General features: G+C 70.8%; 23 protein-coding genes. 15 read left to right on the plus strand and 8 right to left on the minus strand.

Features of this window, described 5'->3' with window-relative positions:
- Positions 1-120 precede the first annotated feature (120 nt).
- Positions 121-2,298 carry an NAD-dependent DNA ligase LigA gene (gene ligA / locus OU416_RS04910; RefSeq protein ID WP_372907145.1) on the plus strand — a complete coding sequence of 726 codons (2,178 nt, stop codon included), beginning with the start codon at positions 121-123 and terminating at the stop codon, positions 2,296-2,298.
- A gap of 37 nt (positions 2,299-2,335) precedes the next feature.
- Entirely contained in the window at positions 2,336-2,824 is a 489-nt protein-coding gene (locus OU416_RS04915; RefSeq protein ID WP_270925612.1) for a GNAT family N-acetyltransferase, read from the plus strand.
- Positions 2,825-2,955: 131 nt separating this feature from the next.
- Here the strand turns inward: OU416_RS04915 and OU416_RS04920 are convergent, their stop codons facing one another.
- Positions 2,956-3,609 carry an ACT domain-containing protein gene (locus OU416_RS04920; protein WP_170210517.1) on the minus strand — a complete coding sequence of 218 codons (654 nt, stop codon included), beginning with the start codon at positions 3,607-3,609 and terminating at the stop codon, positions 2,956-2,958.
- A 303-nt stretch (positions 3,610-3,912) separates the two neighbouring features.
- Between OU416_RS04920 and gatC the strand changes: the two genes are divergently transcribed.
- Genes gatC through gatB form a run of 4 tightly spaced genes read left to right on the plus strand, consistent with a single transcriptional unit; the run spans position 3,913 to position 7,416 of the window.
- Positions 3,913-4,212 carry an Asp-tRNA(Asn)/Glu-tRNA(Gln) amidotransferase subunit GatC gene (gene gatC / locus OU416_RS04925; RefSeq protein ID WP_270925613.1) on the plus strand — a complete coding sequence of 100 codons (300 nt, stop codon included), beginning with the start codon at positions 3,913-3,915 and terminating at the stop codon, positions 4,210-4,212.
- Positions 4,212-5,720, plus strand: a complete 1,509-nt coding sequence (gatA, locus tag OU416_RS04930; protein WP_270925614.1) for an Asp-tRNA(Asn)/Glu-tRNA(Gln) amidotransferase subunit GatA — start codon at positions 4,212-4,214, stop codon at positions 5,718-5,720. The genes gatC and gatA overlap by 1 nt, the downstream gene beginning before the upstream one ends.
- Positions 5,717-5,914 (plus strand): hypothetical protein, encoded by a 198-nt coding sequence (locus tag OU416_RS04935; protein ID WP_270925615.1) that lies wholly within the window; start codon positions 5,717-5,719, stop codon positions 5,912-5,914. The genes gatA and OU416_RS04935 overlap by 4 nt, the downstream gene beginning before the upstream one ends.
- Positions 5,911-7,416, plus strand: coding sequence for an Asp-tRNA(Asn)/Glu-tRNA(Gln) amidotransferase subunit GatB (gene gatB / locus OU416_RS04940; RefSeq protein ID WP_270925616.1), 1,506 nt, complete (start codon positions 5,911-5,913; stop codon positions 7,414-7,416). The genes OU416_RS04935 and gatB overlap by 4 nt, the downstream gene beginning before the upstream one ends.
- A gap of 158 nt (positions 7,417-7,574) precedes the next feature.
- Here the strand turns inward: gatB and OU416_RS04945 are convergent, their stop codons facing one another.
- A complete protein-coding gene (locus OU416_RS04945; RefSeq protein ID WP_270925617.1) occupies positions 7,575-8,984 on the minus strand; it encodes an FAD-dependent monooxygenase in 1,410 nt (469 codons plus the stop codon).
- An 85-nt stretch (positions 8,985-9,069) separates the two neighbouring features.
- Here OU416_RS04945 and OU416_RS04950 point away from each other — a divergent pair, with 85 nt between their 5' ends.
- Positions 9,070-9,660, plus strand: a complete 591-nt coding sequence (locus OU416_RS04950) for a TetR/AcrR family transcriptional regulator (protein WP_270925618.1) — start codon at positions 9,070-9,072, stop codon at positions 9,658-9,660.
- On the opposite strand, the gene OU416_RS04955 is transcribed toward OU416_RS04950, so the two are convergent.
- The gene (locus OU416_RS04955; protein ID WP_270925619.1) at positions 9,661-10,818 is read right to left on the minus strand and encodes a PQQ-dependent sugar dehydrogenase; all 1,158 of its coding nucleotides are present in this window, start codon (positions 10,816-10,818) and stop codon (positions 9,661-9,663) included.
- 261 nt (positions 10,819-11,079) lie between these two features.
- On the opposite strand from OU416_RS04955, the gene OU416_RS04960 reads away from it, so the two are divergent.
- Positions 11,080-12,627, plus strand: a complete 1,548-nt coding sequence (locus OU416_RS04960; protein ID WP_270925620.1) for a BCCT family transporter — start codon at positions 11,080-11,082, stop codon at positions 12,625-12,627.
- Between the two features lie 226 nt (positions 12,628-12,853).
- Here the strand turns inward: OU416_RS04960 and OU416_RS04965 are convergent, their stop codons facing one another.
- Positions 12,854-13,780, minus strand: a complete 927-nt coding sequence (locus OU416_RS04965) for an alpha/beta fold hydrolase (RefSeq protein WP_270925621.1) — start codon at positions 13,778-13,780, stop codon at positions 12,854-12,856.
- A 110-nt stretch (positions 13,781-13,890) separates the two neighbouring features.
- Here OU416_RS04965 and OU416_RS04970 point away from each other — a divergent pair, with 110 nt between their 5' ends.
- On the plus strand, positions 13,891-14,640 hold the full coding sequence (locus tag OU416_RS04970) for a DoxX family protein (RefSeq protein WP_270925622.1): 750 nt from the start codon (positions 13,891-13,893) through the stop codon (positions 14,638-14,640).
- A 118-nt stretch (positions 14,641-14,758) separates the two neighbouring features.
- On the opposite strand, the gene OU416_RS04975 is transcribed toward OU416_RS04970, so the two are convergent.
- The 4 genes from OU416_RS04975 to OU416_RS04990 form a co-directional block, all read right to left on the minus strand.
- Positions 14,759-15,169, minus strand: coding sequence for a hypothetical protein (locus OU416_RS04975; protein ID WP_270925623.1), 411 nt, complete (start codon positions 15,167-15,169; stop codon positions 14,759-14,761).
- A gap of 65 nt (positions 15,170-15,234) precedes the next feature.
- Positions 15,235-16,284, minus strand: coding sequence for an RNA polymerase subunit sigma-70 (locus OU416_RS04980; protein ID WP_270925624.1), 1,050 nt, complete (start codon positions 16,282-16,284; stop codon positions 15,235-15,237).
- Positions 16,285-16,518: 234 nt separating this feature from the next.
- The gene (gene ilvD, locus OU416_RS04985) at positions 16,519-18,363 is read right to left on the minus strand and encodes a dihydroxy-acid dehydratase (protein ID WP_270925625.1); all 1,845 of its coding nucleotides are present in this window, start codon (positions 18,361-18,363) and stop codon (positions 16,519-16,521) included.
- Between the two features lie 148 nt (positions 18,364-18,511).
- The gene (locus tag OU416_RS04990) at positions 18,512-18,982 is read right to left on the minus strand and encodes a PH domain-containing protein (protein ID WP_270925626.1); all 471 of its coding nucleotides are present in this window, start codon (positions 18,980-18,982) and stop codon (positions 18,512-18,514) included.
- A gap of 395 nt (positions 18,983-19,377) precedes the next feature.
- Between OU416_RS04990 and OU416_RS04995 the strand changes: the two genes are divergently transcribed.
- The 6 genes from OU416_RS04995 (at position 19,378) to OU416_RS05020 (ending at position 26,433) form a co-directional block, all read left to right on the plus strand.
- Positions 19,378-21,207, plus strand: a complete 1,830-nt coding sequence (locus OU416_RS04995; RefSeq protein ID WP_270925627.1) for an acetolactate synthase large subunit — start codon at positions 19,378-19,380, stop codon at positions 21,205-21,207.
- Between the two features lie 7 nt (positions 21,208-21,214).
- Positions 21,215-21,721 (plus strand): acetolactate synthase small subunit, encoded by a 507-nt coding sequence (ilvN, locus tag OU416_RS05000; RefSeq protein ID WP_093146719.1) that lies wholly within the window; start codon positions 21,215-21,217, stop codon positions 21,719-21,721.
- 56 nt (positions 21,722-21,777) lie between these two features.
- On the plus strand, positions 21,778-22,773 hold the full coding sequence (ilvC, locus tag OU416_RS05005) for a ketol-acid reductoisomerase (protein WP_270925628.1): 996 nt from the start codon (positions 21,778-21,780) through the stop codon (positions 22,771-22,773).
- Between the two features lie 174 nt (positions 22,774-22,947).
- Entirely contained in the window at positions 22,948-23,193 is a 246-nt protein-coding gene (locus OU416_RS05010) for a DUF397 domain-containing protein (RefSeq protein ID WP_270926076.1), read from the plus strand.
- 306 nt (positions 23,194-23,499) lie between these two features.
- Positions 23,500-25,095: a phosphoglycerate dehydrogenase gene (serA, locus tag OU416_RS05015; protein WP_270925629.1), complete on the plus strand. Its 1,596-nt coding sequence runs from the start codon at positions 23,500-23,502 to the stop codon at positions 25,093-25,095.
- A 294-nt stretch (positions 25,096-25,389) separates the two neighbouring features.
- Entirely contained in the window at positions 25,390-26,433 is a 1,044-nt protein-coding gene (locus tag OU416_RS05020; RefSeq protein ID WP_093146716.1) for a 3-isopropylmalate dehydrogenase, read from the plus strand.
- Positions 26,434-26,534 lie beyond the last annotated feature (101 nt).

Genomic DNA, 26,534 nt, shown 5'->3' on the forward strand with positions numbered 1-26,534 from the left:
GTGCGAAATTGACCGTCACCCGGGTGAACGTCAATTTCGCACGAAATTGACCGCTTCTCCTGCCCTGCGGTCGGCGAGGCGATGCGTGCCGTTGTCGGGGACGCTCGCTAGTCTCGGGGCGTGACCAGCAAGGACGTGGACGACCGCAACCCGGACAACGGCGCTGAGGCGAACGTGCCGACCGACCCCGCCGCCGACCGGGCGGCCGAGGGCGTCGAGGACGTTCCCGCCGACGTGCGCGAGCGCTACGCGGAACTCGCGGAGGAGGTCCGCGGCCACCAGTTCCGCTACTACGTGCTCGACTCGCCGACCGTCTCCGACGGCGAGTTCGACGAGCTGTTCGCGCAGCTGCAGCGGCTGGAGTCCGAGCACCCCGCCCTGCAGGCGCCGGACTCTCCGACGCAGGTCGTCGGCGGCACCTTCTCCACCGAGTTCACCCCGGTCGCGCACCTGGAGCGGATGCTGAGCCTGGACAACGCGTTCAGCGCCGAGGAGCTTCAGGCCTGGGTCGAGCGGGTGGAGCGCGAGATCGGCGGCGACGCGCACTACCTGTGCGAGCTGAAGATCGACGGCCTGGCGATCAACCTGCTCTACCGGGACGGGCGGCTGGAGCGGGCGCTGACCCGCGGTGACGGCCGCACCGGCGAGGACGTCACGCTCAACGTGCGCACCATGGCCGACGTGCCCGAGCAGCTCACCGGCACCGACGAGTACCCGGTGCCCGCCCTGGTCGAGGTGCGCGGCGAGGTGTTCTTCCGCGTCGACGAGTTCGCCGAGCTCAACGCCGGGCTGGTGGAGGCGGGCAAACCGCCGTTCGCCAACCCGCGCAACGCCGCCGCCGGCTCGCTGCGGCAGAAGGACCCGCGGGTGAGCCGTTCCCGGCCGCTGCGGATGATCTGCCACGGCCTGGGCAAGCGCGAGGGCTTCGAGCCGCAGCGGCAGTCCGAGTCCTACGCGGCGCTCAAGGCGTGGGGGCTGCCGGTGTCCCGCCACACCGTGGTGCTGTCCACTGTGGATGAGCTGACCAAGCACATCGAGTACTGGGGCAAGCACCGCGACTCCGCCGAGCACGAGATCGACGGCATCGTGATCAAGGTCGACGAGGTGCCGCTGCAGCGCCGCCTCGGCACCACCTCCCGGGCACCGCGCTGGGCGATCGCCTACAAGTACCCGCCCGAGCAGGCCACCACGAAGCTGCTGGACATCCAGGTCAACGTCGGCCGCACCGGCCGCGTCACGCCGTTCGCGGTGATGGAGCCGGTGAAGGTCGCCGGATCCACGGTGTCGATGGCGACCCTGCACAACGCCGACGAGGTGCGCCGCAAGGGCGTGCTGATCGGCGACCGCGTCGTCATCCGCAAGGCGGGCGACGTGATCCCCGAGGTGCTCGGCCCGGTGGTCGACGTGCGCACCGGAGACGAGCGCGAGTTCGTCATGCCCGCGACCTGCCCGGAGTGCGGCTGGCCGCTGGCGCAGCAGAAGGAGGGCGACGTCGACCTGCGCTGCCCGAACGCCCAGGGCTGCCCCGGGCAGCAGCGCGAGCGGCTGTTCTACCTGGCCAGCCGCAAGGTGCTGGACATCGACGCGCTCGGCTTCGAGGCCGCCGGCGCGCTGCTGACCGCCGGGGTGATCGACGACGAGGGCGACATCTTCGACCTCGACGAGGCGAAGCTGCTCAAGACCCCGCTGTTCACCACCAAGGAGGGCAACCTCTCGGCCAACGGCGCCAAGCTGCTGGCCAACCTGGACGTGGCCAAGGAGAAGCCGCTGTGGCGGGTGCTGGTGGCGTTGTCCATCCGGCACGTCGGCCCGACGGCGGGGCAGGCGCTGGCCCGCGAATTCGGTTCGCTGGACCGGATCGAGGCCGCCTCCGAGGAGGAGCTGGCGGCCGCCGACGGGGTCGGCCCGACCATCGCCACCGCGGTGCGCGAGTGGTTCGCGGTGGACTGGCACCAGGAGATCGTGCGCAAGTGGCGGGCCGCCGGGGTGCGGATGGCCGACGAGCGCGACGAGTCGATCCCGCGCACCCTCGAAGGCATGTCGATCGTGGTCACCGGCACCCTGCAGACCTTCTCCCGGGACGAGGCCAAGGAGCTGATCATGGCGCGCGGCGGTCGCGCGGCGGGGTCGGTGTCGAAGAAGACGGCGTTCGTGGTGGTCGGCGACTCGCCGGGGTCGAAGTACGACAAGGCGATGCAGCTCAAGGTGCCGGTGCTCGACGAGAACGGCTTCCGCGTGCTGCTCGACGACGGTCCGGAGGCGGCGGAGGCGGTCGCGCTGCCCGCCGAGGAGGAATGACCGGCCGCTGTCGGTGGGCGTGGGCAGGATCGGCGGCATGACGACAATCCGAGTGGCCCGGCCGGAGGAGTACGCGGCGATCGGCGAGATCGCCGTCCGGGCCTACACCGAGGCGGCCGCCCTGCCCACCGACGTCGACTACGCATCGGTGCTGCGCAACGCGGCGGACCGCGCGGAGAAGGCCGAGCTGCTGGTCGCCCTGACCGGCGACGAGCCGCTCGGCACGGTCACCGTGGTCCGCCCCGGCACCGCCTACGCGGAGGTGTCGCGGCCCGGTGAGCTGGAGTTCCGCATGCTGGCGGTGACGCCGCAAGCGATGGGCAACGGCGTCGGCCGGGCACTGGTCCGGGCGGTGATCGACCGGGCCCGCGAGCAGGGCCTGGAACGCGTGGTGCTCTGCGTGAAGGACACCTCGACCTCCGCGCAGCGCCTCTACCGGAGCCTCGGCTTCGAGCGCTGCCCGGACCGCGACTGGAAGCCGGTCCCGGACGTCAGCCTGCTGGCCTTCGCGCTGGAGCTTCTGTAGTTCCGTTTCCGCAGTTCAGTGCCCGTGAGTGTTTTGTGGGGCTATAACACCACAAAACACTCACGGCCCACGCGCTGCTGAACCGTGCCCACTGCCGAAGGAGCGCGCGGCGCCACCGCGCGGCGACGGGATCAGCCGTCGAGGACGACGGAGACGATTCCTGCGAGGTGGGCGAGGCGGGCGAGTTCCGCGGCGCGGAACATCGGGCCGCCGGGGCGGCCTGCCAGCAGGACGCGGTCGGGCTTGCCGATGGGCGTCGCGGCCAGCTCGGTGCCCAGTTCCTGCCAGGTCTGGGGGACCCAGGTGTCGTCGCCGTCGAGGATCGCCGCGCGCGGCAGCGGCAGCCACGGCAGCTCCAGGTAGCCCTCCTGCGGGGCCGAGGTGCTCGCCGCCAGCTGCTCCGCGCCGCCCGAGCGGTGCCCGAAGACGATCGCCCAGCCGGAGCGGATGATCTTGGGGACGCCCTCGGCGAAGATCTGCAGACCGCGGCCGGGCTCGGCGGCGATCTCCTCGACCAGTTCGAGCTCGCGGTGGGTGTCCAGCACGCCCGCGTAGGGGCGGACCGCGTCGACGGTGACGCCTTCGACGGATTCGGCCGCGGTGATCAGCACGTCCGGCAGGCGCCCGGAGGGCAGCTCCACCACCAGGTCGTCGATCGCCACGCCGCCGACCCGCTCGACGACGTCGACGCTGAGGATGTCCGCACCGATCTCGCCGAGCGCGCTCGCCACCGAGCCGAGATTGCCCGGCCGGTCCGGAATCTGCACCCGGATGAGGAAGGACACCGGACTCAACGCCTCCAGTTTCGTGCGCGACACCTCGCCGGTCGCGCTGCTCCTAGGCGCACGAGGCCGCACTCCAGCGGCTCCTCGTACGAGGAACTGGCCCTGAAATTGTGGCAGACGCGGGTGACTAGCGGTGTCACCGCCGTCCACGCAGTGGAACGATCGACGGTTCCCGAAGGTTCCCGCGGGCGATGTCCTGTGCGACATGTCGCGTACGCGAACAACCCCAGGACATGTCGTGGTGGCCTGGTCAATAGACTGAGCGGTACCCGTGAAACCGGACATGACCAGGGAGCCTTCGCAGTGTCCAAGATCTCCCGCGACGAGGTCGCGCACCTCGCCGGCCTGGCGCGGCTGGCCGTCACCGAGGCCGAGCTCGACACCTTCGCCGGCCAGCTGGACCAGATCCTCGATGCGGTGGCCGAGGTGGGCGAGGTCGCTGCGGACGACATCCCGCCGACGTCCCACGCCGTGCCGGTGACCAACGTCTTCCGCGAGGACGAGGTGCGGCCGGGCTTGACGCGCGAGCAGGCGCTCGCTGCCGCGCCCGCCGCTGAAGACGACCGGTTCCGCGTGCCGCGGATTCTCACCGAGGAGGCCTGATGACGACCGCATCTGGCGGCAGCCTGACCGGGCTGACCGCGTCCGAGCTCGCCGCGAAGCTGGAGGCGGGTGAGGTCTCGTCGGTCGAGGTGACGCAGGCGCACTTGGACCGGATCGCCGCCGTCGACTCGGCCGTGCACGCGTTCCTGCACGTCGACACCGAGGGCGCGCTGGCCGCGGCCCGCCGCGTCGACGAGGAGCGCGCCGAGGGCCGGGCGGCCTCGCCGCTGGCCGGTGTGCCGCTGGCGCTCAAGGACGTGTTCACCACGACCGACATGCCCACCACCTGCGGCTCCAAGATGCTCGAGGGCTGGGTCCCGCCGTACGACGCGACCGTGACCAAGCGGCTGCGCGAGGCGGGCGTGGTCATCCTCGGCAAGACCAACATGGACGAGTTCGCGATGGGCTCGTCGACCGAGAACTCCGCCTACGGCCCGACCCGCAACCCGTGGGACCTCAACCGCATCCCGGGCGGTTCCGGTGGCGGGTCCTCGGCGTCGCTGGCCGCGTTCGAAGCGCCGCTGGCCATCGGCACCGACACCGGCGGCTCCATCCGCCAGCCGGGCGCGGTGACCGGCACGGTCGGCGTCAAGCCCACCTACGGCGGGGTGTCCCGCTACGGCCTGGTCGCGTTCTCCTCGTCGCTGGACCAGCCGGGGCCGTGCGCCCGCACGGTGCTCGACGCCGCGCTGCTGCACGAGGTGATCGGCGGGCACGACCCGCTGGACTCCACCTCGATCGCGCAGCCGGTGCCCGCGGTCGTCGCCGCTGCCCGCGAAGGCGCCTCCGGCGACCTCAAGGGCGTGCGCGTCGGCGTGGTCCGCGAGTTCTCCGGTGACGGCTACCAGGCCGGCGTGCAGCGCGCGTTCGACGCCGCGGTGCAGCAGCTGTCCGCGCTGGGCGCGGAGGTCGTCGAGGTCTCCTGCCCGCACTTCGCCTACGCGCTGCCCGCGTACTACCTGATCGCGCCGAGCGAGTGCTCCTCGAACCTGGCCCGCTTCGACGCGATGCGCTACGGCCTGCGCGTCGGCGACGACGGCGAGCACAGCGCCGAGGAGGTCATGTCGCTGACCCGCGAGGCCGGTTTCGGCCCGGAGGTCAAGCGGCGCATCATGCTCGGCACCTACGCGCTGTCCTCGGGCTACTACGACGCCTACTACGGGCAGGCGCAGAAGGTGCGGACGCTGATCACCCGCGACTTCGACGCCGCCTTCGAGCAGGTCGACGTGCTGGTCTCGCCGACCACCCCGACCACGGCGTTCGAGATCGGCGAGCGGGTCGACGACCCGATGGCGATGTACCTCGCCGACCTGTGCACCATCCCGTCGAACCTGGCGGGCAACGCCGCCATGAGCGTCCCCTGCGGACTGTCCGATGAGGACGGTCTGCCGGTCGGGCTGCAGATCATGGCCCCGGCGATGGCCGACGACCGGCTCTACCGGGTCGGGGCGGCGTACGAGACCGCGCGCGGTGCGCTCCGCGTGCCCGAGCTGGAGGTGGCGGTATGAACCCGAAGTTGAAGGCGGCGTTCCAGCTGGCCTCGGTGCTGTCCGCGGCGTTCGGCCTGCGGGCGAGCATCCGCGCGGCGCGGGAGAAGAAGGACAAGCTGGAGCTGGCGGACGCGATCATCACCGCGGCCGGGCTGATCACCGGCACCGCGCTGGCGGTGCGCGCGCTGCGCAAGGAGGAGGACGAGAAGTGACCTCCGTCGCCGAGATCATGGACTACGACGAGGTCCTGGCCCGGTTCGACCCGGTGCTCGGCCTCGAGGTGCACGTCGAGCTGTCCACGAACACGAAGATGTTCTGCGGCTGCGCCAACGCTTTCGGCGCGGAGCCGAACTCGCAGGTCTGCCCGGTGTGCCTGGGCCTGCCGGGTGCGCTGCCGGTGGTCAACGCCAAGGCCGTGGAGGCCGCGATCCGGATCGGTCTGGCGCTGAACTGCCAGGTCGCGGAGTGGTGCCGGTTCGCCCGGAAGAACTACTTCTACCCGGACATGCCGAAGAACTTCCAGACCTCGCAGTACGACGAGCCGATCGTGCACGACGGTTACCTCGACGTGGTGCTGGACGACGGCGAGACGTTCCGGGTCGACATCGAGCGCGCGCACATGGAGGAGGACACCGGCAAGTCGCTGCACGTGGGCGGCAGCACCGGTCGCATCCACGGCGCGGTCCACTCGCTGCTGGACTACAACCGCGCCGGCGTGCCGCTGATCGAGATCGTCACCAAGCCGATCACCGGTGCCGGTGAGCGCGCTCCCGAGGTCGCCCGCGCCTACGTCACCGCGCTGCGGGACCTGCTGCGCGCGCTGGACGTCTCGGACGTGCGGATGGATCAGGGCTCGCTGCGCTGCGACGCGAACGTGTCGCTGATGCCGAAGGGCAGCACGGAGTTCGGCACCCGCACCGAGACGAAGAACGTCAACTCGCTGCGCAGCGTGGAGCGCGCGGTGCGCTTCGAGATGCAGCGGCACGGCGCGGTGCTGGCCTCCGGCGGCTCGATCCTGCAGGAGACCCGGCACTTCGACGAGTCCACCGGCTCCACCTCGGCGGGCCGCCGCAAGGAGACCTCCGAGGACTACCGCTACTTCCCGGAGCCGGACCTGGTGCCGATCGCGCCGTCCCGCGAGTGGGTCGAGGAGCTGTCCAAGACCCTGCCGGAGCTGCCGTGGGAGCGCCGCAAGCGCGCCAAGGAGCAGTGGGGCCTGTCCGACGAGGAGCTGCGCGACCTGGTCAACGCCGGTGCGCTGGAGCTGATCGCCGAGACGGTGGAAGCCGGGGCGCAGCCGGGCGACGCCCGTTCCTGGTGGGTCTCCTACCTCGCGCAGCAGGCCAACACCCGCGGTGTTGAGCTGGCGGACCTGGACATCACCCCGAAGCAGGTGGCCCGGGTGATCGCCCTGGTCGCCGACGGCAAGCTGACCAACAAGCTGGCCCGCCAGGTCGTCGACGGCGTCCTGGCAGGCGAGGGCGAGCCGGACGAGGTCGTGGCCGCCCGCGGCCTGGAGGTCGTCTCCGACGACTCGGCTCTGCAGAAGGCGATCGACGAAGCCCTGGCCTCCCAGCCGGACGTGGCGGACAAGATCCGCGGCGGCAAGGTCCAGGCGGCGGGCGCGATCGTCGGCGCGGTCATGAAGGCCACCAAGGGCCAGGCCGACGCCAAGCGGGTCCGCGAACTCGTCCTGGCGGCCTGCGGCCAGTAGTTCTCCCGCGTGAAGGGCACCTTTCGCCAAGTATGTTGGCGAAAGGTGCCCTTCGTGCTTCTCACCGAAGCCGCCAACCGGGAGCTCATCACCCGATCGGTTTGAGGTGAAGGGCACCTTTTAGCAAGTTACTTGCTAAAAGGTGCCCTTCACCGGGGTCAGCGGGTGATGCGGGCGATGTGGCCGTCCGGGCGGATCAGCACCTGGGTGCCGGGGGTGACGTCGTAGGTGGCTTGGGCGGTTCCGCCGGGGTCCAGCAGGGGGCCGGTGGGGGAGATGCGGTGGGCCTGGACGTTCGCGGGGACTGCTGGGGGTTCGGCGTCGAAGGAGAGGTGGGTCCAGTGGGGGCCTCGGAAGAGGTCGAAGAGGCGGAGCTGCTCGCCGTTCTCGTCGCGCAGCGGTGAGTCGGGGGCGCGGTCTCCGGCGCGGACGGCGCCCGGGTCGGGGCGTTCGTCGTGGGAGAGCGGGCTGTTCCGGTAGGTGATGTTCAGCTGGTGGGTCTCCGGGCCCCGGCGGTGCGCTTCGGCGTGGCCTTCGACGTGGCGTTGGAGGAGTTCCGCGCTGAGGCCGAGGACCGATGCGGCGACCGGCAGGCGCTCCAGCTCGTAGCTGTCGAGGAGGTCGGCGCTGCCGTCGGCGAGCTTCCAGCCCAGGTTGTAGGCGTCCTGGACGCCCGTGTTCAGGCCTTGGCCGCCGGTCGGCGGGTGGACGTGCGCGGCGTCGCCTGCGAGGAAGACGCGGCCCTGGCGGAACCGCCGCGCCATGCGGATGTTGGGCCGCCACACCGTGGACCAGGTCAGGTCGTGCATCCGCAGGTCGCCGCCCGAGTGCTCGTCGAGCTGCGCTTGCAGGGCCGCCAGCGTCGCGGTCTCGACGCTGGCGGGGAGCGGGGCGGCGCACTGGAACGCGTCCGTGCCGGGCAGCGGCGTCAGCGCGATGCCCCGGGCCGGGTCGTCGGCGGAGCCGAACCAGTGGCCGCAGCTGCGGTCCAGGCCGGTCACCTGCACGTCGCCGAGCAGCATGCGGATGCTCTCGTCCGTCTCGCCGGCGAACTCCACGCCCAGCGTCTTGCGCACCGCGCTGCGCCCGCCGTCCGCGCCGACGAGGAACGCCGCCCGAACCGTTCCCGTGCTGAGCCTGGCCGTCACGCCTTCGGAATCCTGGTGGAAGTCGAGGAGTTCCGCGCCCTGCTCGACGCGCACGCCGAGTTCGGCCAGCCGGTCGCGCAGGATCTCCTCGGTGCGCCACTGGGGCAGCACCCACGGGTTCGGGTGCGGGACGGCGGGCGTGGGTTCGGCGAGGTCGACCATCCGGCGCTCGCCCACGTACTTGCCGCCGACGTGGGCGCGGATCGGGAACGGCGGCGCTCCGCTGCTGAGGACTTCGTCGAGCACTCCGAGGTCGTCGAACACCTCCAGCGTCCGGGGTTGCAGGCCGTCGCCGCGCGATCCCGCGAACGGCGAGGTCGCCGCGTCGACGATCCGGAAACCGACACCGCGCCGGGCCAGCTCGATGCCCAGCGTCAAACCGGTCGGGCCCGCGCCGGCGATCAGCACTCGGGTGTCCATGCGCGCTCCTAGGTGAATCAAAATTCAGTGAATTTAGGTTCAGAATGGAGCTTGCTAGCGTTCCTGTCAAGGAACGGGAGGTGCGATGGCGGACAGCCGCAAGGCCAGGGCCGCGGAGACCGAGGCCGCGCTGAAGGCGGCCGCGCAGCGGGTCTTCGACCGGGTCGGCTACCTCAACGCCAAGATCACCGACATCACCGCCGAGGCCGGGCGGGCCGCCGGGTCGTTCTACAACCACTTCGGCAGCAAGGAAGCCCTGCTGGAGTCACTGCTCGCGGACATGATCGAGGCCAGCGACCGGGCGGTCGAGGCCGACGCCGCGCACGACCCGGACTTCGCCAAGCGCGCGGCGATCCGCTGGCACGTCGCGCGGTACTGGCGGTTCTTCCAGGACAACGGCACCCTGATCGTGGCGCTGGGGCAAGCGGCCCAGGTGGACCAGCAGTTCGCCGACCGCCTGGCGAAGCTGCTCGAGCCGGACCTGCAACACCTGGCAGGCCACTTCGCGGGGGTCTCGGACCGCCCGGGTGCCACCGCGCTGGCAATCTCGGGGCTGTGGCAGCAGTTCGCCCACGCCAAGCTCGTCCAGCGGCACCCCGCGACCGCCGGCCTCACCGACGACGAGGCGATCGACCTGCTGACCGACCTGACCGACCGCGGGGTGAACGGGGCCTGATCAGTCCTTGCCCGCGGTGCCGCCGGTCGGGGGTTCGAGGCGGATCACCCGGTCGTCGCTGGAGATCGGGGCGCCGCCGTCCTTGTTCGCGGTGCCCAGCCAGATCAGGCCGTCGGGGGCGAGCGCTGCCGCCGAGAAGCGGCCGTAGGTCTTCTCCATCACCTTCGTCGGCTGGCCGGTGACCGTGCCGTCCGCTGCCGGGCTCAGGGTGTAGAGCGCGGCGGCGTCGCGCAGGGCCACCACCACGTTCGCCGGGTCGGCGGCGCAGCCGGTGACACCCGGGCGGTCCGCCCACGTCCACGACGGCGCACCCAGCGGTTCGCCGAGCTTGAGCCGGAACAGCGCGTCCTTGTCGGCCAGGCGGTCGGTCACCCAGTACATGCCCAGGGCGGGCGTGCCGCAGAGCCCGGCCGGGTCGGTCAGGCCGGAGACCACGACCGAGGACTTCGGGTCCGGGTTCCCCTGCGCGGGCTTGCCGAAGCCGTCGATGCGCAGCAGCTTCCCGGCCATCGACTGCGGGTTGGTGGCGTTGCCGGGGTTGCCCGCGTTGCCGGTGGCCACCAGCAGCGCGCCTTGGCCGTCGGTCAGCAGCGCACCGGAGTTCCCGCGCGGACCCTTGGGGATGCCGGTCAGCACCGGCTTCGGCCGGTCGCCCGCCGCCACCCGCACGACCTGGTTGTCGCTGCCGGTCGTGACGTAGGCGTAGAACAGCTCGTCCTCGTGGTAGGTCGGGGACAGCGCCAGCCCGGTGAGGCCTCCGCCGCTGCTCGCGTCGACCGGAATCCTCGCCAGCTCAACGGGTTTCGCATCGCGCGCCACCCGCAGCACGCGGCCGGTGGCGCGTTCGCCGACCAGCGCCGCGCTGCCGTCCGGCAGCACCGCGATCGCGCCGACCGGATCCAGGCAGGTCGCCACCACGGCCGGGTCGGGATCCTCGCAGCCCACCGGCTGGGCCGGCTTGCCCGGCTCGGTGCCGGTCTGCGGCGGCGGCGCTTCGCTCTCGAAGGACGGCTGCGGGCCGGCCTGCGGCTCCAGCGACGGCGGGTCGCCCCACGGCCTGGTGTGCTCGTCCGGGAACTGCGCGCAGCCCGCCAGCAGTGTGCCGAGCACCACGGTCGTGCTCAGCAGGACTCGACGCATGCGATTCGGGGCTGCCACGACGACCGAGCCTAACGGCCCGCCGGTGAACCCCCGGTGAGCCTGCCCGACCGTGTTCCCGGTCATGCTCGGGCGGGGTGGTTTCGACCGGTTCGGCACCGGCGGGCTAGCGTCTCGTAGTTCGTTGGCGCCGACCTGGAAGGTTCATCCTCCGCAGAAACGATCGGCTTCGGCCGATCCGCACAGGCGCCGTTCTCCTCTCGTTCCGGAGTCGCAGTTGCGCCTGCTCAGGCGCCCTGCACCCGAGAAGATTGGTATCCCGTGACTTCGACGAGCACGGAAATCCCCGAAACCGGCGAGCGACGCCCCCGGGCCGACCTGGTGGTGTCCGCGCTCAGCGGTGGCCTGCTCACCGCGTTCGTCGTCACCGCGCTGCTCGCGCCGGAGGCGACCGGCAACGCGGTGTCCACCGCGTTCGCCGCGTGCGCTGCCTGGTTCGGCCCGTACTGGCAGGTCCTGCTGCTGGCCACCTTCGCGATCGCGGTCGTGCTCGGCGCCTCCCGCTACGGGCGGGTCCGGCTCGGCGGCGACGTCGAACCCGAGTTCGGCACCTTCAAGTGGCTGGCCATGATCATGTGCACGCTGCTCGCCGCCGGTGGCGTGTTCTGGGCCTCCGCCGAGCCGGTCTACCACTACGTCGACCTGCCGCCCGCCTACGCCGACGTGGCGCCGGGTTCGGCCGAAGCGGTCACGGTGGCGCTCGCGCAGAGCTTCTCGCACTGGGGATTCCTGGCCTGGGCGGTCCTCGGCACGCTCGGGGCGATCGTGATGATGCGCGCCGCCGAGAAGGGCCTGCCGCTGCGGCCGCGCACCCTGCTGCACCCGGTCTTCGGCGAGCGCATCCAGCACCACTGGCTGGGCACCGTCGTCGACGTCATCTGCATCATCGCCGTGGTCGCGGGCACCGTCGGCCCGATCGGCTTCCTGGGCATGCAGGTCTCCTACGGCATGTCGACGATGTTCGGCACGCCGGACACCTACCCGATGCAGGTCGCGATCATCCTCGGTCTGACCGCGGTCGCCGTCATCTCCGTCATCACCGGCGTGGACAAGGGCATCCAGCTGCTCAGCCGGTTCAACGTGTGGCTGGCGGTCGCGACGATGGCCGCGATCCTGGTGCTCGGGTCGGCGGCGTTCGTGGTGGACGGCTTCCTGAGCGGGTTCGCGCGGTACGTGCAGGACTTCGTGCCGATGTCGCTGTACCGCGGGGACGGCGAGTGGCTGGGCAGCTGGACGGTGTTCTTCTTCGGCTGGTTCATCGGCTACGCGCCGCTGATGGCCATCTTCGTCGCGCGGATCTCCCGCGGTCGCACAGCTCGCAACCTGATCGGCTTCACCGCCGGTGTGGCACCGGTGGCCACCGCGCTGTGGTTCACGGTGCTGGGCGGCACCGGGGTCATGCTGGAGCAGCGCACGCCGGGTTCGGTGTCGGGGCCGCTCGACGAGTCCGGGCTGCCCGCAGCGCTCGTCTCGATCGCCCAGCAGCTGCCGTGGGGAGGTGTGCTCGGCGTGGTGCTGCTGGTGCTGACGACGACGTTCGTGGCCACCACCACCGACTCCATGTCGCTGGCCATCGCCACCGCCGGGACGAGCAGCGGGGAGCCGAACAAGCTCTCCCGCGCCTTCTGGGGCCTGCTGATGGGTGTCGCGGCGATCGCGCTGATCGCGGTCGGCGACAGCGGGGTCAGCGCGCTGCAGTCGTTCATCGTGGTCACCGCGGTGCCCGCCGGTTTCGTGCTGCTCCCGACCCTGTGGGCGGCGCCGAAGGTGCTGCGGGAGATGGCCGCGGAGCAGGGCATCACCCGCTGACTTCGAGGGTGCGCGGCTCGTTTTGCGTGGCGGAACCTGAGAGGCTTCCTGGACTGCGGGTGCCCCTCCTGATGTATGTCCGATACACGGCGGAGGAGCCGTCCTCGCCAGGAAACCTCTCAGAACCCGCGGCGGTTCAAGCTGCGGGGGGCGGTGTGAAAACGCCTTCGGCGTTTGCCCGACGCAAGCGTCCTGTCCCGCAGGCGGGAAGCCGATCCGCGAGCTCTCAGGCCCGTTCCGGCAGCGGCAGGCGGATGCGCGGGACTCCCGGCGGCGGGGGATCGATGCCCAGCCTCGCGCATTCCACCGCCTCCACCCGGTGCAGCAGCAGCGACAGCTCCTCGCGCACCGCGTCCGGTGCCTCGAACGGCAGGAAGTGCGACGTCGGCAGCGTTCGCACGCGTGCTTGGGGGAGTTCGGCCACCGCGTGCGCGAGGCTGCTGACGTCGGCCAGCACGTCGTGCGCACCGGCGAGCACCGTGATCGGGCAGGACAGGCCGGACACCCGGGCGCGGGCCGAGGAGCTCCACGCGAGGCTCAGCTCGGCGTGCCACCGCCAGTCGTGCTGCAGCAGCAGGCGAATCGCCTCGGCGAGGCCCGATCCGTCGGCATCTTCCCGCAGCAGCCCCGAGTTCTGCACGAGGCGGCCGGGGAGGTTGGCGTAGGGCAGGTTCGCGGTGATGGCTTCGAAGAAGTCGCCCAGCAGCCGCAGCGACGTCGAGCCGCCCAGCGCGAGGAGCCGGCGAACGGCGTCCGGGACGCCGACGGCGCGCAGCAGGGCATCCGTGCCGAGCGTCGGCGGGCCGGTCAGCAGCAGCAAGCCGCGCACCCGGTCCGGGAAGCGCCGGGCGAGTTCGACCGCCACCACCGTGCCGCCGGACCAGCCGACCACGACGCCGGTTTCGGCTCCGGCCGCGTCGAGCGCGGCGATCGCGTCCGCCGCGTGATCACGCGGGGTGGTCGCGCCGGTGCGCCGCGGTGACCAGGTGATCGTTCGCGTGGCGGAATCCACCGGGAGCAGCTCGGTGGCCGCCACGAGCTCCGGACACCGCAGGAGCATCGGCCGCGCGGCGTCACCGGCTTCCGCCCATTCCCGGAAGCGCAAGCCGCTACCAGCGGAAACATCGAAATCACGGAACACCCGCCGCGTCATCGGACCATTCTGCCGCACGCACCGGACGGGGTCTCGAAGCAGTTACGTGTCGAGACGGTTTTGCCGAAGGGGTCGCACGGTGGGGTGAACATGCCCTAGCCTCGTCCGGCGTGAGGACTCACGACGATCGCCCCGGCGGTGCGGGCGGCTACCCCGACGATCGCAGCTACGGTGCGCACGCCCAACAGCCAGGGGCGGGTGCGCAAGGTGCCCGGAGCACGCAGAGCCTCGGCTCGTCGAAGTACGACTACTACGACGACGAGGACGGCTACAGCGACGCCGAAGCCACCTCGCTGGTGGATCCCCGCGGGCGCGACGATGAGGCGTACTACGACGACCTCGGTCGCACCCGCAAGCCGTTCGGCTGGAGCGGGAGCACCGACCTCGGTCTGCTGATCCTGCGGCTGGCGCTCGGCGGGCTCTTCCTGGTGCACGGCGCGCAGAAGCTCTTCGGCGTGCTCGGCGGCCCCGGTCCGGACGGTTTCGCCCAGGCGCTGGCCAAGATGGGCTTCGAGCAGAGCGCCGTGCTCTCGCTGGTCACCGGCGGCACCGAGCTCGGCGCGGGTGCGCTGCTGGTGCTCGGCCTGTTCACCCCGCTGGCCGCGGCCGGCGTCGTCGGCGTGATGGCCAACGCGATCTTCCTCAAGCTCGGCGCCGGTTTCTTCAACAGCAGCGGTGGTTTCGAGTTCGAGGCGACGCTGCTGGTGCTGGGCCTGGGCCTGATGTTCACCGGCCCCGGCCGGGTGGCGCTGGACTACGGGCGGGTGTGGTTCCGCCGCCCGCTGGCGTTCGGCTTCATCAGCCTGATCATCGCCGCCGGTGCGGCGGCCGCGGTCCTGCTGGTGTTCCACCGGCCCTGACCGAAGACCGAAGCGGGGGCGCGCACGCGAAGTGCGCGCCCCCGCTTGCTGCCGTGAGCGTTTCGGGGCGCTATGGCACCCCGAAACGCTCACGGCCTTTGACCTGCGGAAGGCGTGCTCAGCGGATTCGGGTCTGCTCCGCGTGATAGCCGCCGCCCGGCCAGACCCAGTCGCCGGCGAGGTGGTCGCCGTCGGCGCTGAACCGGGCGCGGTAGTGGGCGGGCGAACCCTTCTCGCCGCCCCAGATGATCAGCTCGTCGCCGTCGATCTCGTAGACGTAGTCGAAGGTTTCGCCGTCGGCGCCGTAGAACCGGGACTTGAGGTCGGCGCCGGGTTCGGTGGCGCCGAAGGGCTTCTCGCGGCCGATGATCTCGATGCCGCGCACCCGGTGCCCGTCCTGCTCGATGTCGATCTCCTGGTGCAGGAAGTGCCCGCCCGGCAACCACGAGTAGGTGATCTGGCCGGTGGCGCCGCCGCTCACCCGCCAGGTGCCGACGAGCCGGTCGAGGCAGCGAATGGTGTCGTCCATGGGATTTCCGCCTTTCAACGAGGTCTTCTGCTGGTGTGACGGTCCCTCGGCGGAAAAGGAATCGGTCAGCTCGGCGGCAGCACCAGCGGCAGGCCCGCCGCGGCGAACCAGCGCGGTTCGAAGGAGGTGATCGCGGTGATCCGGCCGTCGTCGACGCGCAGCACGTCGAGCACCTGCGCGCGGAACTCCCCGGCGAGATCCCGGGTCTGCTCGGCGGTCGGGCGCTGCACGTAGTGCGCGACGGCGGGCTGCCGGTTCACGCTGGTGAGCACGCTGCGCCACGAACCGAGGTGCCACGGCGAATCCGGGTCGAAGACCTGGCGGGCGAAGTCCAGCAGCGGGCCGCGGCCGACCAGCCAGGCCGGGTGCGGTGGCATCGTCTGCCGCACGTCCTCGGCGAGCAGCCCCGCGAGGACATCCAGGTCGGCCCGCTGGTGCGCTTCGACGTACCGCCGGAGCAGCGCGCGCTCGTCGGCGCTCGGTTCCGCGGACTGCGTCCAGTCCTCCCGGTTCTGGGGCAGCTGCTGCTTCAACGTCGCCCGCGCCCGCTGCAGCGCGCTCTTCACCGAGGCCACGCTGGTCTCCAGCAGCGCAGCGGTTTCGGTGGCGGGCCAGCCCAGCACGTCGCGGGTGATCAGCACGGCCCGCTGCCGGGCGGGCAGCTGCTGGATCACGGCCAGGAACGCGAGTTCGACGGTCTCCCGCGCGACCGCCACCGCGGCGGGCTCCTGCTCGGCGTCGGCGACCGGCTCCAGCAGGTGGTCCGGAACCGGTTGCAGCCAGGGCACTTCGGGCGGCGGCGACCCCGCTCCGGCCAGCGGCGGAACCCGGTAGGCGGCGGCCACCCGCTTGTTCCGGTCGATCAGGTCGAGGCAGGCGTTGGTGGCGATCTTGTACAACCAGGCGCGGAACGTCGACCGGCCCTCGTAGGTCTCCCGCCGCCGCCACGCCCGCAGCAGCGCCTCCTGGACGACGTCCTCGGCATCGTCGAACGAGCCGAGCATCCGGTAGCAGTGCACCTGCAGCTCCCGGCGGTAGCGCCCGGTCAACTCGCCGAACACAACCTGGTCGCCACCCACCGCCGCGGCCACCAGCGCACCGACCTCGTCCGACACCACCCACCTCCTGGAACTCCACCGCAACACTAGTTCCCGAAGACGACAGAACGGGCCGCACCAACACTCGCGAGCCCGCTCCCTCAATCAGATGAGCGACGAAGGGCACCTCCCACCAAGCTAGTTGGCGAAAGGTGCCCTTCACCCCGGTATCGATCGGGTGGCGGACCCCGGTGAAGGGCACCTTTCAGCAAGTTACTTGCCTAAAGGTGCCCTTCACCGGGGAGAGAACGCTCACTTGTTGACGTCGCGGACCGCGCCGTAGGAGGCGGAGGTGGCGAGGCGGGCGTAGGCGCGCAGGGCCGCCGTGACCTTGCGCTCGCGGCCCACCGGGGTCCACGGCTGCTCGCTGGCGTCCATCTTGGCGCGGCGCTCGGCCAGGACCTCGTCGGAGACCAGCAGTTCCAGCTTGCGCTCGCGGACGTCGATGAGGATCTGGTCGCCGTTGGCCACCAGGCCGATGGTGCCGCCGTTGGCGGCCTCGGGGGAGATGTGGCCGATCGACAGGCCCGACGAGCCACCGGAGAAGCGGCCGTCGGTGATCAGCGCGCACTTCTTGCCCAGGCCGGAGCCCTTCAGGAACGCCGTCGGGTGCAGCATCTCCTGCATGCCCGGCCCGCCTGCGGGACCTTCGTAGCGGATCACCAGCACCTCGCCGGGCTGGATCTCCTTGTTCAGGATCGCCGAGACGGCCTGCTCCTGGCTCTCCAGCACGCGCGCCGGGCCCTGGAAGTACCAGAGCTCCTCCTCGACGCCCGCGGTCTTGACCACCGCGCCCTCCTCGGCGAGGTTGCCCTTGAGCACGGCCAGCCCGCCGTCGGCGGTGTAGGCGTGCGCGACGTCGCGGATGCAGCCGCCCGCCGCGTCGGTGTCCAAAGAGGACCAGCGGTTCTCGGTGGAGAACGCCTTCGTGGTGCGCACCCCGCCCGGTGCGGCGTGGAACAGCTCGATGGCCTCCGGCGACGGGGACTCGCCGCGGATGTCCCACTTGTCCAGCCACTCGGTGAGGCTCGCGCTGTGCACCGAGGAGACGTCGCGGTGCAGCAGGCCCGCGCGGTCCAGCTCGCCCATGATCGCCGAGATGCCGCCGGCCCGGTGCACGTCCTCCATGTGGTAGTCGGAGTTCGGGCTGACCTTCGACAGGCACGGCACGCGGCGGCTGGTCTCGGCGATGTCGTCGAGGTCGAAGTCGACCTCGCCCTCGATCGCGGCGGCCAGCGTGTGCAGCACCGTGTTGGTGGAACCGCCCATCGCCATGTCCAGCGCCATGGCGTTCTCGAACGCCTTCTTGTTCGCCACCGACCGCGGCAGCACCGACTCGTCGTCCTCGCCGTAGTAGCGCTTGGCGATGCGCACCACGGTCCGGCCCGCCTCCTGGAACAGCGCGCGCCGCGCGGCGTGCGTGGCCAGCGTCGAGCCGTTGCCGGGCAGCGCCAGGCCGAGCGCCTCGGTGAGGCAGTTCATCGAGTTCGCGGTGAACATGCCCGAGCAGGACCCGCAGGTCGGGCACGCGGAGCGCTCCACCTCGCTGAGCCCGTCGTCGTCCACCGCGGAGTTCGCCGACGCGGCGATGGTGGTGATCAGGTCGGTCGGGGCCTGCGCCACGCCTTCCACCACGACGGCCTTGCCCGCCTCCATCGGCCCGCCGGAGACGAACACGGTCGGGATGTTCAGCCGCATCGCGGCGTTGAGCATGCCCGGCGTGATCTTGTCGCAGTTGGAGATGCACACCAGCGCATCGGCCTGGTGGGCGTTGACCATGTACTCCACCGAGTCGGCGATCAGCTCGCGCGAGGGCAGCGAGTAGAGCATCCCGCCGTGGCCCATCGCGATGCCGTCGTCCACCGCGATGGTGTGGAACTCCCGCGCCACGCCGCCGGCCTCGCGGATCGTCTCGGCCACCACGTCGCCGAGGTCGCGCAGGTGCACGTGCCCGGGCACGAACTGGGTGTAGGAGTTGGCGATGGCGACGATCGGCTTGCCGAAGTCGTCGTCGGTCATGCCGGTGGCACGCCAAAGCGACCGCGCGCCAGCGGCATTTCGTCCATGAGTAGTCGTCCGAGAGCGCAGCTGAGGCATATCCACCTTCTCGTTCGGGAAGAGCGCATTTCACCCGGCGCGGATGTTCGGTGGTGTCAGCGCAGAACGCGCGCGGCGACTTCCGCTGGGGACATCCGTCACCGAGGGACGCGCCTTGTGGGCGCGGGGAGTGGCGGTGCCGCCGAGATTACTCCTGCGATTCCGGGTTGGGGAGGCGCCCACCGCTCATCACCGACAGGCGGGGCAGGTCGCGCACCCGCACCGCGGGCATGGTGATCTCCTTGCCGGAGGTCAGGACCGCCTTGAGCCAGCGCTTCTCGTCCAGGCGCAGCGAGGTGACCTCGTCCCACCCGAACCGGCCGCCGCCCAGCGCCGTGCGGACCTTGACCTGGTCCTGGCTCACGGTGGTGCGGGTGCGCAGGATCCACCAGGCCAGGCCCAGCGGGATCAGGTAGACCAGCAGGCCCCACGGGTACGCGGCCCAGGCCAGCGGGGTGGCGCAGACGAGGATGGCGAGCACGGCGAGCAGCGATACCGGGGTGATCCGGAAGGTAAGCGACTTCGGGAGCTCGGGGCGCTTCGGCTGCTCGGAGCTCGCCGGGGCGTTGGCGGCCTGGTCGTTTTCGGGCTGCTCGGGCTGCTGCGGGGTCTCGCTCACGCTGTCGATGGTCTCACCTGCGGTTGCGCGGCCGCCAAGGTCCCGTGGTCCGGAGCGCGCGGATCCCATCACGGCCATGACACGACCGGGCGCGGCGTACGTCACACGGAGGGCTGGCGGAGTGCTGCTGAACTGCGGATACGGCGTCCCGGACGGCGGTGCCGGGCGTTCTGGGTGTCCACCATGCGGGAGGATCGTCCCGCATGGTTTGACGGAACGGAGTGCGTTGATTAACGTCCTTGCCATGCTGCGACTGCACAACATTCTCGTACTTCCCCGGCGCGTCGACGCCTAGGAAGTTCGCAGCGTCGACGCGCCAACCCTCGTGGGGCCATTTGTGGTCCGCGGGGGTTTTTTCGTGTCCAGCCCAACCTACCGACCTTGAGGCAGACCCGATGACCAGCGCCAACACCAGGCAGAATCCGGTCCCGGCGCCCCCGCCTGGACGCCGTCCGAAGCCCGCACCGCCCAGCGGTGCCCCAGTGAAGGTGACCGGTGCGCAGGCACTGGTGCGCTCCCTGGAATCCGTGGGCTGCGAGATCGTCTTCGGCATTCCGGGCGGCACCATCCTCCCCTCCTACGACCCGCTGCTCGACTCGCAGAAGGTCCGGCACGTGCTGGTCCGCCACGAGCAGGGCGCCGGGCACGCCGCCACCGGCTACGCCCAGGTCACCGGCAAGGTCGGGGTGTGCATGGCCACCTCCGGGCCGGGTGCGACCAACCTCGTCACCGCGCTGGCCGACGCGCAGATGGACTCGGTTCCGGTGGTGGCCATCACCGGTCAGCAGAGCACCGCGTTGATCGGCTCCGACGCCTTCCAGGAAGCCGACATCTGCGGCATCACGCTGCCGATCACCAAGCACAACTTCCTGGTCACCAACCCCGACGACATCCCGCGCACCATCGCCGAGGCGTTCTACATCGCCGCCAGCGGCCGCCCCGGCCCGGTGCTCGTCGACATCCCCAAGGACGTCCAGCAGGCCACCACCTCGTTCGCCTGGCCGCCGGAGATGAAGCTGCCCGGCTACCGGCCGACCAGCAAGCCGCACGGCAAGCAGGTCCGCGAGGCGGCCAAGCTGATCACCGAGGCGCAGCGCCCGGTGCTCTACGTCGGCGGCGGTGTGATCAAGGCCGACGCGCACGCCGAACTGCGCGAACTGGCCGAGCGCACCGGCATCCCGGTGGTGACCACGCTGATGGCGCGCGGCGCGTTCCCCGACTCGCACCCGCAGCACCTGGGCATGCCGGGCATGCACGGCACGGTCGCCGCGGTCACCGCGATGCAGCGCGCCGACCTGCTGATCGCGCTGGGCGCCCGCTTCGACGACCGGGTCACCGGGCAGCTGGAGTCGTTCGCGCCGGAGGCCAAGGTCGTGCACGCCGACATCGACCCGGCGGAGATCTCCAAGAACCGCCACGCCGACGTGCCGATCGTCGGTGACTGCAAGGACGTCATCGCCGAGCTGATCGAGGCGGTCGGCGCCGCCACCACCGAGCACGGCACGGCGGACCTGGCACCGTGGTGGGCGCAGCTCAACGACTGGCTCGAGCGGTTCCCGCGGGGCTACGAGTGGCCCGCCGACGGCAGCCTGTCGCCGGAGTACGTCATCGAGCGGCTGGGCAAGATCGCTGGGCCGGAGGCCATCTACGCAGCGGGCGTCGGCCAGCACCAGATGTGGGCCGCGCAGTTCATCGACTACGAGAACCCGCGCACCTGGCTGAACTCCGGTGGCCTGGGCACCATGGGCTACGCGGTGCCCGCCGCGATGGGCGCCAAGGCGGGTGCGCCGGACGCGGCGGTGTGGGCGGTCGACGGCGACGGCTGCTTCCAGATGACCAACCAGGAACTGGCGACCTGCGCCATCGAGGACCTGCCGATCAAGGTCGCCATCATCAACAACGGCAACCTGGGCATGGTCCGGCAGTGGCAGAACCTGTTCTACGCCGAGCGCTACTCGCACAGCGACCTCGGCACCCACAAGCACCGCATCCCGGACTTCAAGCTGCTGGCCGAGGCCTACGGCTGCGTCGGCCTGCGGTGCGAGTCCAAAGAGGACGTCGACAGCGTCATCCAGCGCGCGATGGAGATCAACGACCGCCCGGTCGTGATCGACTTCGTGGTGGGCGCCGACGCCCAGGTGTGGCCGATGGTGGCCGCCGGGACCAGCAACGACGAGATCATGGCTGCGCGCGACGTCCGCCCGCAGTTCGAGGACGAGGAGTGAGCGCGCGATGAGCCGACACACGCTCAGCGTGCTGGTGGAGAACGTTCCGGGCGTCCTGGCCCGGGTGTCCGGCCTGTTCTCCCGGCGCAGCTTCAACATCGAGTCGCTCGCGGTCGGCCCGACCGAGCACCCGGAGATCTCCCGGATGACGATCGTGGTCCAGGTCAGCGACCAGCCGCTGGAACAGGTCACCAAGCAGCTCAACAAGCTGATCAACGTGATCAAGATCGTGGAGCTGGACACCGAAGCGGCGGTGCAGCGGGAACTGCTGCTGGTCAAGGTCCGCGCCGACGCCTCGGTGCGCAGCCAGGTCCTGGAGACGGTGCAGCTCTTCCGCGCGAAAGTGGTGGACGTCTCCCCTGAGGCGCTGACCATCGAGGCCACCGGAACCGCCGATAAGCTCGACGCGTTGCTGCGAATGCTGGAACCCTACGGCGTCCGCGAAATGGTGCAGTCGGGCACGATCGCGATCGGTCGTGGACCGCGCTCCATAACGGCCACTGCAGTGCGCTGAACACCCCCGCCACAGGCCGCAAGACGAAGACGTTCGAAAGGAATAGCTGAACTCCCATGGCAGTTGAAATCTTCTACGACGCGGACGCCGACCTGGGTATCGTGCAGGGCCGCAAGGTCGCCGTCATCGGTTACGGCAGCCAGGGCCACGCCCACGCGCTGAGCCTGCGCGACTCGGGCGTCGACGTGCGGGTCGGCCTGCCGGAGGGCTCCAAGTCCCGCGCCAAGGCCGAAGAAGAGGGCCTGAAGGTGCTGACCCCGGCCGAGGCCTCCGCCGAAGCCGACCTGATCATGATCCTGGCGCCCGACACCAAGCAGCGCGAGATCTACGCCAACGACATCGCGCCGAACCTCAAGCAGGGCGACGCGCTGTTCTTCGGCCACGGCTTCAACATCCGCTACGGCCTGATCCAGCCGCCCGCCGACGTCGACGTCGCGATGGTCGCGCCGAAGGGCCCGGGCCACCTGGTGCGCCGCCAGTTCGTCGACGGCAAGGGCGTGCCCTGCCTGATCGCCGTGGAGCAGGACGCCTCCGGCAACGCCCAGGCGCTCGCGCTGTCCTACGCCGCGGCCATCGGCGGTGCCCGCGCCGGCGTCATCAAGACCACCTTCAAGGAGGAGACCGAGACCGACCTGTTCGGTGAGCAGGCGGTCCTCTGCGGTGGCGCCTCCGCGCTGGTGCAGACCGGTTTCGAGGTGCTGGTCGAGGCCGGCTACCAGCCGGAGATCGCCTACTTCGAGGTGCTGCACGAGCTCAAGCTGATCGTCGACCTGATGTGGGAGGGCGGCATCGCGGGTCAGCGCTACTCGATCAGCGACACCGCCGAGTACGGCGACCTCAGCCGCGGCCCGCGCGTGATCGACGCCCACGTCAAGGAGTCGATGCGCAAGATCCTGGCCGAGGTCCAGGACGGCACCTTCGCCAAGGAGTGGGTGGCCGAGGACGAGGCCGGCCGGCCGAACTTCACCAAGCTGCAGGCCGAGGGCAACGCCCACCAGATCGAAGAGGTCGGCAAGAAGCTCCGCGCGCTGATGTCGTGGACCAACAAGTGAGCTGACGCCGCTCCCACGGTTTTCGGCGGCGCGCTACCCGCGCGCACTGCCGATGCGAACGGCCCGGTGCACCCCACAAGGGGCACCGGGCCTCGTGCCGTTGTCGCGCCCCGGCGGGGTTTTCCCGTTTTACCAGGGGTGGGATCGTCGCTGCGGGTGAGGTCTACAGTACGCATCGTGAGTGAGAACGAGATCGTCGACGACAAGGCGCACATCCGCCACAAGCTGGACTTCTCCGACGCGGAGTGGATCACCAGCACCGACGACCCAGACGAACCCGGCGTGGAGATCGCGTTCGTGGACGGCTACGTCGGCATGCGCAACGGCGCGGACCAGGACGGGCCGGTGCTCGTCTTCACCCCGGAGGAGTGGGACGCCTTCGTCGCCGGTGCCAAGGACGGCGAGTTCGACGAGCCGTGACGGGTGGGCTGCGCGGGTCGCTCCGCGCAGTCCCCGCCGATTTCCCGGTCGCGCAACCGCGGGTGCACGGACAGTCCGAACCACTAGTCCGATTTAGTGGCAATTCACCCCACCGGTCTCGTGCTGTCCTATTCGCACCTGGGCTGATCTGCGATAATGCTGGTCAACCGGATTATCCGGGCGGATTGTTCCGAACCGGTGATCCGGGCAACACCCTTGTGAACACTTTCTCAATCTCCCGTTAAACTCCCCACCCGTCCGGGCACATCGCCGTGCCGACCGTGATCTTCCACCTGGAGTTCGCCCGTGACCAACGCAAGCCGTCCTGTCGTCCTGATCGCCGAGAAGCTGGCTCCGTCCGTGATCGACGCCCTGGGAGACGGTGTCGAGATCCGCAACGTGGACGGCACGGACCGGCCGGCGCTGCTCGACGCCGTCGCCGAGGCCGACGCGCTGCTGGTCCGTTCCGCCACCAAGGTCGACGCGGAGGTGCTGTCCGCGGCGAAGAAGCTCAAGGTCGTCGCCCGCGCCGGGGTCGGCCTGGACAACGTCGAGGTGCCCGCCGCCACCGAGCGCGGCGTGATGGTGGTCAACGCCCCCACCTCCAACATCGTCTCGGCCGCCGAGCACGCGATGGCCCTGCTGCTGGCGGTGGCCCGCAACGTCCCGCAGGCGGACGCGAGCCTCAAGGGCGGCGCGTGGAAGCGCAGCTCCTACGGCGGTGTCGAGCTCAACGGCAAGACCGTCGGCGTGGTGGGGCTGGGCAAGATCGGCCAGCTCTTCGCGCAGCGGGTGGCCGCGTTCGGCACCAAGCTGATCGCCTACGACCCCTACGTCTCGGCCGCCCGTGCCGCCCAGCTCGGCATCGAGCTGGTCTCGCTGGACGAGCTGCTGACCCGCGCCGACGCGATCTCCATCCACCTGCCCAAGACCGCCGAGACGCTGGGCCTGATCGGCGCCGAGGAGCTGAAGAAGGCCAAGCCCGGGCTGCTGATCGTCAACGCCGCCCGCGGTGGCCTGATCGACGAGGACGCGCTGTACGACGCGCTGCGCAACGGCCAGATCGGCGGCGCGGGCATCGACGTGTTCAAGACCGAGCCGACCACCGAGAGCCCGTTGTTCGAGCTGGACAACGTGGTCGTCACCCCGCACCTGGGCGCCTCCACGGCGGAGGCCCAGGACCGCGCGGGCACCGACGTGGCCCGCTCGGTGCGGCTGGCGCTGCGCGGCGACTTCGTGCCGGACGCGGTCAACGTCCAGGGCGGTGCGGTCGGCGAGGAGGTCCGCCCGTACCTGTCGCTGACCCAGAAGCTCGGCCAGCTGCTGGCCGCGCTGCTGGGCACCACGCCGAGCTCGGTGACCGTCGAGGCGCGCGGTGAGCTCGCCGACGAGGACGTCTCGGTGCTGCAGCTGGCGGCCCTGCGCGGCGTGTTCGCCGGCGCGGTGGAGAACCAGGTGACCTTCGTCAACGCCCCGCAGCTGGCCGAGGACCTGGGCGTGCAGGTCGAGGTCGAGACCTCGCCGGAGAGCCCGAACCACCGCAGCGTGGTGACGGTGCGCGCCGGGCTCGCGGACGGCCGCACCGCGCGCGTCTCGGGCGCGCTGTCCGGCTCGAACCTGGTGGAGAAGCTGGTGGAGGTCAACGGCCGCAACTTCGACCTGCGCGCCGAGGGCAACGTGCTGCTGCTGGAGTACCCGGACCGCCCGGGCGTGATGGGCAAGGTCGGCACGCTGCTCGGCGAGGTCAGCGTGAACATCGAGGCCGCCACGGTCAGCCAGACCACCGACCGCTCGGACGCGGTCATGCTGCTGCGCGTCGACCGCCCGGTCGAGCAGGGCGTCCTGGAGCCGATCGGCGCCGCGGTCGGCGCCCGCATCGTCCGCACGGTGACGTTCGAGTAAGGAGTTTTCCGCGAAGCGCGGGGTGTGCCGGGAGCGGCGCGCCCCGCGCTTCTGCTTTGGGCGGATCGGGCCGTTACTGCTCGGTCAGGTGAAGGCGGGGGCGGTCCGCGATGTGGGATCCGCCCAGAACCGCAGCAGGGACCGAGGGTCCTCTCACTCTTTCGGGGGTCCCACAGTTCGGGAGGCTTCATCCACTTGGTGGGCCCGGCATCCCGCTCGCCGCTCCCGTGCCGGTAGCCTTCGGCTCAACAGTTCGAGCCCCGCAGGTCGGGGTGGTTCTCGGGAGGTGTGTAGATGCGGCTCGCTGTGATCCCCGGCGACGGGATCGGGCCGGAGGTGATTGCCGAGGCACTCAAGGTCCTCGGTGAGGTGGTGCCGGATACCGAGATCACTCGATACGACCTGGGGGCCGCGCGCTGGCACGCGACGGGAGAACTGCTGCCCGAGTCCGTTCTCGGTGAGCTCCGGCAGCACGACGCGATCCTGCTGGGCGCGGTCGGCGACCCGTCGGTGCCCAGCGGCATCCTGGAGCGCGGCCTGCTGCTGCGGCTGCGCTTCGAGCTCGACCACCACGTGAACCTGCGCCCGGCGCGGCTCTACCCGGGTGTGAAGAGCCCGGTGGCCGACCCGGGTGAGATCGACATGGTCGTGGTGCGCGAGGGCACCGAGGGTCCGTACGCGGGCAACGGTGGTCTGCTGCGCAAGGACACCACGCACGAGATCGCGACCGAGGTCAGCATCAACACCGCGTTCGGCGTGGAGCGCGTCGTGCGCGACGCGTTCGCCCGCGCCGCCGCCCGGCCGCGCAAGCACCTGACGCTGGTGCACAAGACCAACGTGCTCACCCACGCCGGCTCGCTGTGGTCGCGCGTGGTGGAGGAGGTCTCGCTGCAGTACCCGGACGTCACCGTGGCCTACCAGCACGTGGACGCCACCACCATCCACCTGGTCACCGACCCGGGCCGGTTCGACGTGGTCGTCACCGACAACCTGTTCGGCGACATCATCACCGACCTGGCCGGTGCGGTCACCGGTGGCATCGGGCTGGCCGCCAGCGGCAACATCGACGCCACCCGCCGCAACCCGAGCATGTTCGAGCCGGTGCACGGCAGCGCGCCGGACATCGCCGGGCAGGGCGTGGCCGACCCGACCGCCGCGGTGCTGTCGGTGGCCATGCTGCTCGACCACGTGGGCCTGGCCGAGGCCGCCAAGCGGGTCGAGGCGTCGGTGGCGTTCGACCTGGCCACCCGCGACCACTCGGCGCCGGGTGCGACCTTCGCCATCGGCGACCGGCTCGCGGCCCTGGTCTCCTCCCGCGAGGTGGCCCCGCAGGCCTGATAGCTGGAGCGCGAGAAGGGCGTCCCGTTCCGGGGCGCCCTTCTCGCTCGATCGATGTGCAACTCACGGGTTGCTCCTCGGCGGATCGTGTGCAACCGTGG

Origin of the sequence: Saccharopolyspora indica (assembly GCF_027853965.1) — a bacterium.
Classification (GTDB): domain Bacteria; phylum Actinomycetota; class Actinomycetes; order Mycobacteriales; family Pseudonocardiaceae; genus Saccharopolyspora; species Saccharopolyspora indica.